The sequence below is a fragment of the Streptomyces sp. NPDC002671 genome, assembly GCF_053592475.1.
The window spans coordinates 71,346-82,836 of sequence record NZ_JBSFVU010000014.1; the positions used below are offsets into that span (position 1 = coordinate 71,346).

At 69.6% G+C, this 11,491-nt stretch carries 10 protein-coding genes; 4 read left to right on the forward strand and 6 right to left on the reverse strand.

Annotated features, from left to right (window positions below):
* Window positions 1-32 precede the first annotated feature (32 nt).
* From ACWD35_RS22525 to ACWD35_RS22545, 5 genes are all read right to left on the reverse strand, one after another.
* Entirely contained in the window at window positions 33-437 is a 405-nt protein-coding gene (locus ACWD35_RS22525; RefSeq protein WP_451353063.1) for a hypothetical protein, read from the reverse strand.
* 121 nt (window positions 438-558) lie between these two features.
* Entirely contained in the window at window positions 559-1,896 is a 1,338-nt protein-coding gene (locus ACWD35_RS22530; RefSeq protein ID WP_451353064.1) for an acyltransferase domain-containing protein, read from the reverse strand.
* A 445-nt stretch (window positions 1,897-2,341) separates the two neighbouring features.
* A complete protein-coding gene (locus tag ACWD35_RS22535; protein WP_451353065.1) occupies window positions 2,342-3,394 on the reverse strand; it encodes an alpha/beta hydrolase in 1,053 nt (350 codons plus the stop codon).
* Window positions 3,395-3,495: 101 nt separating this feature from the next.
* Complete coding sequence (locus tag ACWD35_RS22540; protein WP_451353066.1) at window positions 3,496-4,959, reverse strand: membrane-associated oxidoreductase; 1,464 nt, start codon at window positions 4,957-4,959, stop codon at window positions 3,496-3,498.
* 217 nt (window positions 4,960-5,176) lie between these two features.
* Entirely contained in the window at window positions 5,177-6,106 is a 930-nt protein-coding gene (locus tag ACWD35_RS22545; protein ID WP_451353067.1) for a LysR family transcriptional regulator, read from the reverse strand.
* A gap of 104 nt (window positions 6,107-6,210) precedes the next feature.
* Between ACWD35_RS22545 and ACWD35_RS22550 the strand changes: the two genes are divergently transcribed.
* Window positions 6,211-6,729: a GNAT family N-acetyltransferase gene (locus ACWD35_RS22550; protein ID WP_451353068.1), complete on the forward strand. Its 519-nt coding sequence runs from the start codon at window positions 6,211-6,213 to the stop codon at window positions 6,727-6,729.
* A gap of 191 nt (window positions 6,730-6,920) precedes the next feature.
* On the forward strand, window positions 6,921-7,763 hold the full coding sequence (locus tag ACWD35_RS22555; protein ID WP_451353069.1) for a nuclease: 843 nt from the start codon (window positions 6,921-6,923) through the stop codon (window positions 7,761-7,763).
* A 24-nt stretch (window positions 7,764-7,787) separates the two neighbouring features.
* On the opposite strand, the gene ACWD35_RS22560 is transcribed toward ACWD35_RS22555, so the two are convergent.
* Window positions 7,788-8,417 carry a hypothetical protein gene (locus ACWD35_RS22560; RefSeq protein ID WP_451353070.1) on the reverse strand — a complete coding sequence of 210 codons (630 nt, stop codon included), beginning with the start codon at window positions 8,415-8,417 and terminating at the stop codon, window positions 7,788-7,790.
* A gap of 215 nt (window positions 8,418-8,632) precedes the next feature.
* Here ACWD35_RS22560 and ACWD35_RS22565 point away from each other — a divergent pair, with 215 nt between their 5' ends.
* Together ACWD35_RS22565 and ACWD35_RS22570 are read left to right on the forward strand one after the other, a co-directional pair.
* Window positions 8,633-8,851 carry a hypothetical protein gene (locus ACWD35_RS22565; protein ID WP_451353071.1) on the forward strand — a complete coding sequence of 73 codons (219 nt, stop codon included), beginning with the start codon at window positions 8,633-8,635 and terminating at the stop codon, window positions 8,849-8,851.
* Between the two features lie 209 nt (window positions 8,852-9,060).
* On the forward strand, window positions 9,061-11,448 hold the full coding sequence (locus ACWD35_RS22570) for a lamin tail domain-containing protein (protein WP_451353072.1): 2,388 nt from the start codon (window positions 9,061-9,063) through the stop codon (window positions 11,446-11,448).
* Window positions 11,449-11,491 lie beyond the last annotated feature (43 nt).

Consider the following 11,491-nt stretch of genomic DNA (forward strand, 5'->3'; position numbering starts at 1 on the left):
CGGGATGATGGCAGGGGGCACTGACATTGCGATCAGCGCGCCGCCCACGAAGTCGCGCCTGTCGTCGGACAGCCGCCTGCGATACGGCCCACCTGGTCGGGGCTGACCGCCAGCAGGCAGCTCGCGACGGGGTTCGCGTCGCGGACGGGTACGGCCAGGGCGCGGTCGGGCAGCCGGGTCTCGCAGCCGATCCGGTGGGTGAGCTTCTCGTCGGCCGAGCGGGCGATGCGGGCCAGGTGCTGACGGTCTGCCGCGGAGACGTCCTCGTAGTCGGCGCGGGCGGTGACGTCCAGCAGCTTCGGGGCCGTCGCGCTGCTGCCGGGTCCGCACACGGCGCGGACGGTGGTGAAACGACTCCTGTACCGGCCGAGGGCGTAGTCGCTGCCCTTGGCCCGGACCATCCCGCCCTGCAGGTCCATCACCGTGGCCCCGGACACGAGCCGGTTGCGCAGCGCGACGGCGCCCGAGGAGTCGATGCCGAGGTCACGGAAGGCGCGGAGTCGGCCGCAACGGCGGCCTGGTCGTCCAGCACCGCGGCGAGTTCGGTGCGCACCAACGTCATGAAGGCGCGTGGCAGTTCGGTGTCGGGCAGTGGGCGAAGCGGGAGGCGACGGCCGGCCGGTCCGGCTCCTGGGGTGCGCCGAAGTCGGCTGCGGGCAGCTCGACGGGGCGCGGGTCGCTGCCGGCGAGGCCGTCGGCCCAGTCCACCGACCCGCCCTGCACGTGGAGTTCGGCCATGCTGGTCAGGAACCGTGCCCGGCCGCCCTCGTCGCACCTCAGGGTGCCGACGACGGGGGCGTCGCTGCCGGCGTCGTCCAGGATCTGCTGGACGCCGAGGGTCAGCACGGGGTGCGGGCTGATCTCGATGAAGGCCGCGGGCTGTTGGGTGAGCGCGGCTCGGACGGCGGCTTCGAACAGGACGCTGCCGCGCACCATCTGGTACCAGTACTCGGCGCGGAGCCGGGTGGTGTCGTACCGGCCGCCGGTGAGGCCCGAGTAGAAGGGGACGGCCGAGGGGCCGCCGGTGATGGGGGCCAGGTCGTGCAGGAGCCGGTCGCGTACGGACTCGATCTGCGGGGAGTGGGCGGCGTAGCCGACCGAGATCAGCAGGGCGCGCACGCCGTCGGCGACGAGTTCGGCGCGCAGGGCGGTGACGGCCTCGGTGTCACCCGAGACGACGGTCCACGCAGGGCTGTTGATGCCGGCGATCGCGAGGCGGGCGCCCCACGGCTCCAGGCGCGGGCGCAGCCGCTCGGCGGGGAGCAGCACGGAGAGCATCTCGCCGTGGCCGACCAGGGACATCTGGGCCCGGCTGAAGGCGGCGACCGCGCGCAGGGCGTCGGAGAGTGCGAGGGCGCCGGCGACGTGGGCGGCGGCGAACTCGCCCGTGCTGTGGCCGACGACCGCGCCGGGTTCGACCCCGGCGGAACGCCACAGGGCGGCGAGGGAGATCATCACGGCGACGAGCGCGGGCTGGGCGACGTCCGGCCGCGCCCAGACGGCGTGGTCCTGATCAGTCGTCAGAACATCTTCCAGGGACCAGTCGACGTACGGCTGCAGCGCCTCGGCGCACTCCTCCAGGCAGTCCCGGAAGACGGGTGAGGAATGCAGGAGCTCGCGGGCCATCTCGGGCCACTGGGCGCCTTGTCCGGGGAACACGAACACCGGCGCCGTGCCGTCGTGGGTTGTTCCGGTGACGAGGTTGGGCGCGGCGGTGCCGTCCGCCAACGCCCGCAACCCAAGGCCCTGTTCGTCGCGGCCGGCGCCGATGAGCACGGCGCGGTGCCGTCCGGTGGTGCCGTCCGCGTCCGCGAGGAGTGCGTGTCCGATGTCAGCGACGGCCCACGCGGGCCGGACGTCAAGGTACTCCTGCAGCTGTCGTGCCCTCGCGCGCAAGGCCTCTTCTGTCGGCGCGGAAACAACCCAGGGGAACGCCGGCGAATCGTCGTTCATCCGTCCCCAAGAACGCGATTCCACCATGCCTACCCTGTCCCCCCGTAGTCGATTGATATCTCAACGGCTTTGCAACCGGGTGAAGGGTCGGCAATGCACAAGGGGAAACGATCGCAAATGCGCCACAAAGACCGGCGCGATAAACAAAACACAGCCCGCCGCCGCTGCGCACGTCACTTTCATCCCCCGTGTTGCACGGCGCGCTCAAACCCGCACCCCGTGATCAACTCGCTACCTAGCTAATACCGAGCCTCATCGCACTGTCAAGCGATGCCATTCCGCGCCGAACCCACGAAGAGTGACGCATTGAAGGACCGGCCCGCGGTCCTTCAACACTCCCCCTCTGTACGGCGGCGGCGCGTTCGTCACAGGCGGAGCCACCGGTGGCTCACCGAGGGCTCAAGGCCAGTCTCAGTGCGCCCGCGGCCTCGGACGTGGCCTCGCGGAAGCGGTGGCCGAGGCCCAGAAAGTTGATGTATCCGTGGAAGAGGTCCGGCTGGCGGCTGAGCGCGACCTTCACCCCGGCCTCGGACAGGGCTTGGGCGTATGCCTCGCCCTCGTCGCGGAGCGGGTCGAAGCCCGCGGTGGCGATGTAGGCGGGCGGCAGGCCGGTGAGGTCGGTGGCGAGCAGCGGGGAGAGCCGGGGATCCGTGCGGTCCACGCCCTCGGGCGCGTAGTGGTCGGCGAACCAGTCCATGTGGGCGCTGGTGAGGAAGAACCCGTCGGCGAACAGTTCCCGGGAGCGCCGATGCCGCGAGGCGTCGGTCGCGGGGTAGAACAGCAGCTGGAAGGCGGGCGCCGGTCCGCCGCGCCGGGTTGCCAACTGGGCGGTGACGGCGGCCAGGTTGCCGCCCGCGCTGTCCCCGCCGACAGCGATCCGCGCCGGGTCGGCGCCGAGGTCCGCGGCCTTGGCGTGGGCGAAGTCGAAGGTTGCCAGTGCGTCGTCGACGGCCGCGGGGAAGATGTGCTCGGGAGCCATCCGGTACTCCACGGACAGCGCTCGCACGCCCGCCCGCTGGGCGAGGAAGCGCACGGTGTTGTCGTGACTCCTCCGGCTGCCGATCACCCAGCCTCCACCGTGGAAGAAGACCAGCAGCCCGGACGACCCGTCCAGTCCGGCCGGCGTGTACAGGGTCGCCGCCAACTCGCCGTGCTCGACAGGGATGGAAATCTCCCGCGTGGCCACCGGCTCGAACGGCCGGCCGCTCACCAGATGCCGGCCGAGATCCAGCTCCGTCCGGGAGGGGCCGACCCCGCCGGGGCTGACCAGCTGATGGCCGGAGAGCTGCTGCAGGCGCAGCAGCAACTGCGCATCGAGGGCGAGCTGTTGACCGTCCCGCCGCACTGGCGCGCCCGCGATCAGCCGCCGCAGCGGACGGGGCAACGCAAAGGCTGCCCGTACGGCTGCTGCCTGGAGCCGGACCTGCACCGGAATCGTCATCGTGTCCTCCGCGGGCATCGGGGCGGTGCCCCGGCACGAATTATGCAACGGTGGCTCCGGTAAGGCTCCAGCTGGTCGCATTTTGCCATGCCCATCGGCGGTCACTGACGGCTGACGGTTCGCGTCACGCCGGTGATGACCGTCGTTGCCAGAATCCAGCCGGCGATGACGAGTGCGTAGGAGAGAGCCTGGTACCAGCCCTTCGGGGCGAACGCCCCTTCCTGGCCGAAGGAGATCACCGGCAACAGCAGGTCGAGCGTGAAGAACACCGGGCTGAAGTCGGGTGCCTCGGACGCCTTGAGCGGGGGTGGGTGGTGCAGGCCGTACGCGGTTGAGCCGACGGCCAGCAGGGACAGCAGCCACATGCAGGCGAGCATGGGACGGAAGCCGTAGCCGACCGTGACCTCTTGCAGGATCCCCCACACGCGGCCGTACCAGGGCAGGGTCCGGCGGTGTCTGCGGAGCTTGGCGAGCTGGACGACACGGGCGGCGTGGTCGTCGCCGACGCGGAGGAACGCGGCGGTCAGCTGCTCGTAGCCTTGCGGGAGATAGCCCTCGCTGTCGTTGTCCAGCATGGGCAGGCGGCGCTCTGCGGGCTCGTGCGGGGTGAGGTGGGTGTAGACGAGGCCGTTGAGGAGCACCGTGTCCGGAACCGCCTCCGGTTCCAGGAACAGCACCTCGATCTGAGCGCGGCGCAGGTTCAGGGTGCCCTGCATGGGCGGACTCCTGCGCACCCAGAGTTCCCCGATGGTGCAACTGCTCGCGCGCAGCGCCGCGTCGCCGGGGTTCGACAGATGTGCGTACGACAGGTCGAGCCGCCCGGTGACACGGGCGCCCCGCAAGCCGACCCAGCCTTGCGTGTGCACGCGCCGCAGGCGGAAGTCGGCGCCGACGACGAGGGTCTGCCCGTCGAGAGCGACGCTGTCCGGGTGGCTGAGCCGTGCGTCGTCGAGGCTGACCGACCCGGCGATCGAGGCACCGCTGAGACGCACCTCACCGTACGTTCGCAGTCCGGGTGCCCACAGGTTGTCGCCGATGGTCGCATAGTCGAGCCGGAGCGCAGGCCACGTGGTGTCCGGCGGGGTGATCTCGCATCCGTTCAGGAACAGCGCCCCGGCGATGTGTGCCCCGCCGAGCCGCACCGGCTCGAGGAACCGGCAGTCGCTCAACTGCACCATGCCCTCCACCCGCACGGTGGCGGCGGCCAGCCCGGGCAGTACGGAGCCGCTCAGGTTGAGCTGGCGAAGCCGGGCGGCGTACAGCAGAGGTGTTTCCTCGAAGTAGCAGTCGGTCAGCTCGATGGCGTGGTCGATCGTGCCGTACTGCACATCGAGGATCCCGGTGATCCGCGCGCCCTTGAGTCTGAGGGCGGGTATCTCCCCGTCTTCCAAGGGGCCGTTGAGAAGCAGAGCCCGCACCACGGCGGCCCTGACAGTCCGTTCCGGGCTCCAGTCGGCGCCCTGCGCCGTGTCCACGTCGTCCGCGGCCCGGAAGTCCACGGACATGCCCCTGGGAAAGGCCTGCCAGACCCGCAGCTCGGCAGACGTAAGATCGTTTATGTCCATCAGCCGGGACTCTAGCGAACCGGACCGCTGTCCGATTCGTTCAAGAGCGCTGGGCCAAGGGTCCGGGCGGCACCAACGAGAAGATCAGCGATCAGTGGGTCGCGCGTCGTCCCCCACGGGGCGCGTCACGGGGTGCGCGCCGCAATCGGCGTCACCGGGCAGTTCGCCGTTCCGGCACAGGCCCTGCTGTAGCCGTGGGGTGCGGTGGCCCATGCGATCACGGCGATCCGGACAACTCTGTCAGCCGGTCGTCGGGATGGCCCGTCAGCGTCTCGGACGCTGTGACGAAGGCGCGCACGAGGGGACGGTCGTCTCCTCGGCGGGTGGCCATGAAGATCCGGCTCACTGCGGGAGGTCCGTCGAGTTCGAGTCTTCGGACGCCTGGGGGGAGCCGTGCAGTGACGCTGTGCGGGGCGATGGTGACGCCGAGGCCGGCGGCGACGAACGTGATGATGGTGTGCCAGTTCGAGAACTCCTGGGCGGCCTGGACGTCGATGCCGGCGTCCCGCAACGGCTGCGTGTTCACGTCGAACGCGTGAGCCCCGGCTGACCGCGGGAAGAGGATCAGCGGATCGCCGCCCAGCGCGGCGGCCTCCAATTGTTCACCCCTCGCAGCGGGGTGCTCTGCCGGGACGACGGCAACGAACCGTTCCGCCGTCAACAGCGACAGGTCGATGTCGTCCCGCTCATCGGCGTCCCGCACGATCCCGACATCGGCCGTGCCCCTCTCGAGGGCCGCCAGGACGTCGACGGTGAACCCGTCGTGGAGCTTGACCTGGACGTCCGGGCGGCGGAGGGAGAAGGCCCGGAGCCGCTCGCTGACGATCGTCGTGGCGGAGGTGATGAAGGCGACGTCCAAACGACCGGCCTCGCCGCGACCGACACGGCCGGCTTCGTCGAGGTCGGCCGCCAGACGGCCCAGGAGGTCCCGCGCACGTGCCTGGAACGTCAGTCCCGCCTCGGTGAGGCGGACGCTGCGGGACGTCCGCCGGAGCAACTCGACGCCGACGAGCTTCTCAAGCTGTTTGATCTGCAGGGACAGGGCCGGCTGCGCGATGTGCAGCCGCTGGGCGGCACGACCGAAGTGCAGTTCCTCGGCCACGGTCAGGAAGTACCTCAGATGACGGAACTCGATGTGCCGATCCATAGCTTTAGCTTATCGATGGTGACCGGGATTTGTATTGGACGTATCGGTCGACGGGACCGGAGGCTGGTAAGCAGTCCCACCTGACCCGAAAGGAAGCCCGCCTGATGTCGTACACCTCTGCCCCGACAGTGGTCTCCTCGATCGCCTCACGGAGTGACGCCGACGCGTTCCGCGCGCTGAACGAGGAGTGGATCTCGCGCCTGTTCACCCTGGAGGAAGAGGACCGGGCCGTTCTCGGGGATCCGTTCGGCCACATCGTGGACCCGGGCGGGGACGTGCTCCTGGCGCGCGAGCCGGACAGCGGCACGGTTGTGGGGTGCGTGGCTCTGCTGGCCCGCCCGGACGGGGTGTTCGAGCTGGCGAAGATGGCCGTGGCCCCCGCCGCACAGGGACACGGCATCGGCCGCCTGCTCGTCACCGCGGCGATCGACCGTGCCCGGACCCTCGGCGGAAACCGCCTCTTCCTGGGCACGAACAGCAAGCTTGCCCCCGCCATCCACCTCTACGAGGACGCCGGGTTCGTCAGGATCACCCGCGACCGCCTGCCGGTGGCCGACTACTACGCTCGCGCCGACATTCTCATGGAACTCGACTGCTCGGCCGTGAACAACCGGGCTTCTTGATTCAGTTCATCACGGGCCCTGCGGGTGCCGGGGGTCAACGAGTTCCGCGCGCCTAGGGGACGAACTACCCGAGTAGCCACTAAGTTGTCCATTATGAGCAATTTGCCCGTACGTTCGAGCCGGGCCCATGTGTGCGTACGGCGGTGCTCCCCGTCTCCTCCCTGCCCGTCCCCACCGGAGTCGCCATGCCCATGACGCTCATTCAGGGCAAGTTCCGCCTGAAGAACACTCAGCCGGACGGAGACACCGTCCACTTCGTCGCCGACAACCCGAACGACTGGAAGCTCGTCGGCGGCCAGCACCCGGTCAATGCCACCACCACCGGCGAGGCCAAGCTCCGCTTCGAGGCCATCGACGCGCTGGAGACCCACTACGCCGGAGAACACCAACCTCTGCAGTTCGGTCACGCCGCCGCGGCGGAACTCCTCACGTTCCTCGGCTTCAACGACGTACAGCGCAAGCCGGACGAGACGGTCACCGCCTCGACGCCCGAAACCACACCCGGCTACGTCCTCACCGCGGGCGGCGACATCCACAACCGCGCCGTGGCCTTCGTCGGCCGGGGCGCCCCTCCCGCGGCCAGCGGTACGGCCGTCACGGTCGACGTGCCGCTGCTACGGCAGACCGCCAACCACCACCTGACCTCACTGGGCCTGGTGTACCCGACCTTCTACACCGGCCTGTTCCGCGACCTGAGGGAGGAACTCACCAGCGTCGCGCAGAGCGCCCGTACGGCCCACCAGGGTCTGTGGCAGGAGGACGTGACCACCTCCGGATTCAAGGTCAGCGACCTGTCCGCCATCACCGACAACGTCGTGATCCTGCCCAAGCTGTTCCGGCGGCTGGTGGACTACATGCACCTGGGCATGCCGGTCTCCTGTTTCCCCGCGTACCTCGCCGGCAAGGAGGACATGCTGACGGTCCTGTCCACCGGGGAGCGGCTCGTGGGCCTGCACCACGTCGTCACCGTCACCAACGGCCACACCGTCCGCATGACGCACCCGGCCGAAGACCTGCTCTTCGACGAGGGCTGAGAAGCGCGGCACCCGACGGCCGGGCTACTCGCTCAGTCCCACGACACCCCACCGTCGTCGGGCGGCTTCGGTGAGGACGTGTCCCCACTCCGTCAGTAGGCGCATGAACGCGCTGAAGTCGCCGACCCACCCGTCGGGGTCCGCGGCGTACTCGGTGAAGGCCCCCTCCATCCCGCCGAGGCAAGGCCGTACCCGTTCCCACGCTGCGGCCAGTTCCCGCACACTGTCCGGTGACCGCGCGAGCAGCACGCCGTAGGCATCCTCGCCGAAGAAGCCCACATCGGTGTGCTGCGCCTCGCCGTCCAGACCGCACCAGATCAACCCGCGCAGCAACGTGTCCACTTCGGCCCGCGCCACAGGATCAACATGGTCACGGACGGCTTCCCACCGCTGCCCTGCCCAGAAGTGCGCTTTGAACGAACCGCAGGTGTGCAGGAACTCGTACACGGCGAAGGAGGTGCGGTTGGACCCCTGCGGCCACACCCAGCCGCTCTCGACCTCCGGCGCATCGTGATCCCACAGCCCCGTCTCGTCGTCGTACCACGCATCCCTCAGCCGCGGCACCCGCTCCGATGGCGGAACCTCCCCCAGCCACGAACAGTCCGCAATCATCACAGTGATGTCCAGCCCCACGCTGGTGAGAGTACTGGGCACCCATACTCTTCTGGGCCCGCGCCCGTGAGTCGGTTGGCCATCGCGGCGCACCAGAGCAACGCACATACCTCGCGTGGAACGAACCCTGCCGTTCACCTCGCCGCGGGCGGCTCGGCCATCAGAGTGGTTCCAGGCCGTGTCGGGCCGCCGGGCCGCGACCGCTTGGCCATGCTGAGCCGAAAGCGGCACCACTCCCCCGTGACAAGGAGCACTGCATGCCGAGCGACGCGGTTCGACGATTCCTGGCGGCGCTGGACCCGGATCACCGGGAGACCGTCGGCGCCAAGCCGCGCGACGAACAGGAACGGCTCGCAGCCGCCTGGGAACGGGAACTGGAAGCGGACGACGAACTCGACACCCTCGACGAACTGTCCCCACCCGCCGCAGAAGCCGAAGCAGCCCGCCGCGTCCTCGACCGCGAGGCCCATCACTAGTGCTGTGACCGCATAGGTGCGCGGGGTTGGTCGGGCTGCTGGTGTGGGCGGTGTCGGCATGGTGTCCACCCCAGTCCCGTCCAACGTGCAGCCAGCGCCTTCCGCTTCTGTTTTTGTTCACTGGATGTTGGCCGGTTGACGCGCGTAGGTGCGGCTTCCGCTGCCAATGTTCCCGGCGTTCGGTTTCGCCCGCAGTCGGGAGGCATCCAGTGCAGTCGTCAGCCACAGGAGAGTCGGGAAGAAAGGCAGCGCGCCGAGTAGCGGCGGCAGCGGCCACCACGGCCGCCGTCGCCGCGCTTCTCGCGCCGTCCCAGGGCGCCGCGTACGCGGTGTCCCAGGACATCGTGATCAGCCAGGTCTTCGGCGGCGGAGGCAACTCGGGGGCCCCGTACACCAATGACTACATCGAGCTGTACAACCGCGGTACGACCGCGGTGTCCGTAGCCGGCTGGACCGTACAGTACGCCTCGGCGTCCGGCTCCGTCTGGTCGAAGACGGCGCTGTCGGGCACCATCGCGCCCGGTCACTACTACCTGGTCCAGGAAGCCGCCGGCGCCGGCAGCGGCTCGGCGCTGCCCACCCCGGACGCCACGGGCACCATCTCGATGAGCGCGAGCGCCGCGAAGGTGGCCCTGGTCACCAACACCACCGCGCTGACCTGCTCCACCGGCTGCGCGACCCAGGCCGGGGTGCGGGACTTCGTGGGTTACGGCAGCAGCGCCAGCTCGTACGAGGGCTCGCCGACCGGCAACCTGTCGAACACCACCGCCGCGCTGCGGGCCGGCGGCGGCGCGACCGACACCGACAACAACTCCGCGGACTTCAGCGTCTCCGCGCCCACGCCGCGCAACTCCAGCTCCACCGGTGGCGGCGGTGGCGGCGGCACCCACATCCGCGACATCCAGGGCGCCTCCCACAACTCCCCGCTCAACGGAAAAAGCGTCAGCGACATAGCCGGCGTGGTGACCGCCAAGTCCAGCACCGGTTTCTGGATGCAGGACCCGCAGCCCGACGCCGACCCCGCCACCAGCGAGGGCATCTTCGTCTACACCAGCACCGCCCCGACGGTCTCGGTCGCCGACTCGGTGACGGTCAGCGGGACGGTCAACGAGTTCCGCCCCGGCGGCACCAGCGGCACCAACAACCTGACCACCACCGAGCTCACCAGCCCGACGATCAAGGTCGTGGCTAGCGGTGTGGCGCTGCCCGCCCCCACCCTGGTGGGCTCCGGCGGCCGGGTCCCGCCGGCCTCCGTGATCGAGGACGACGCCACCGGTGACGTGGAGAACAGCGGCGTCTTCGACCCGGCCACCGACGGCATCGACTTCTGGGAGTCGATGGAGGGCATGCGCGTCGAGATCGACGACGCCGCCGTGGTCGGCCCGCGCACCAAGTACGGCGAGATCCCGGTCGTCCCGCAGGGCAGCACCACCCGCACCAACCGCGGCGGCATCGTGCTGCAGTCCAACGACACCAACCCGGAGCGGGTGCTGCTGGACGACGCGCTCGCTCCCACCCCGACCACGAACGTCGGCGACACCCTGTCCGGTGCCACCACGGGCGTACTCGACTACTCCTTCGGCGACTTCAAGCTGCTCCCCTCCACCACCCCCACGGTGACGAGCGGCGGCATCACGCCCGAGACCACCCAGGCACCCGCCGCCGGCGAGATGTCCACGGCCACCTTCAACGTCGAGAACCTCGACCCGTCCGACCCGCAGGCGAAGTTCGACGGACTCGCCGGTCAGATCGTGGGCAACCTCAAGTCGCCCGACCTGGTCGCCCTGGAGGAGATCCAGGACAACGACGGTGCCACGGACAGCGGCACGGTCGCCTGTGACCAGACGATGAGCAAGCTGATCGCCGCGATCACCGCGGCGGGCGGCCCGAGCTACAGCTACCGGCAGATCAACCCGCAGAACAACACCGACGGCGGCGAGCCGGGCGGCAACATCCGCCAGGTGTTCATGTACCGCGCCGACCGTGGGCTGGCCTTCGTGGACCGTGCCGGCGGAACCGCCACCACCGCGAACGCTGTCGTCAACACCGGTGGTGTGCCGTCGCTGAAGTACTCGCCCGGCCGCATCGACCCGGCCAACTCGGCCTTCTCCTCCAGCCGCAAGCCACTGGCCGGTGAGTTCACCTGGCAGGGCAAGCCGGTCTTCGTCATCGCCAACCACTTCAACTCCAAGGGCGGCGACCAGCCTCTGTTCGGTCACTTCCAGCCGCCGACCCGTTCCTCGGAGACGCAGCGGCACAACCAGGCGACCGTGGTGAAGAACTTCGTCGACCAGATCCTGGCCGTCGACGCGAACGCCTCGGTGATCGTGCTGGGCGACCTGAACGACTTCGAGTTCTCCCAGACGGCTGACATCCTCACCGCGAACAACGCCCTCACGGACCTGCCCCGCACGCTGCCCGACGCGGAGCGCTACACCTACGACTACGAGGGCAACTCGCAGGTGCTGGACCACATCCTGCTGTCGTCCGGCCTCGCCTCCAAGGCGTACAGCTACGACGTCGTGCACATCAACTCCGAGTTCGCCAACCAGCAGAGCGACCACGACCCGCAGGTCGTCCGCATCCCGCTGCCCTGACCCTCGGACCCGGCAGCTGCCCCGGTTCCCTGACGGCCTCTGT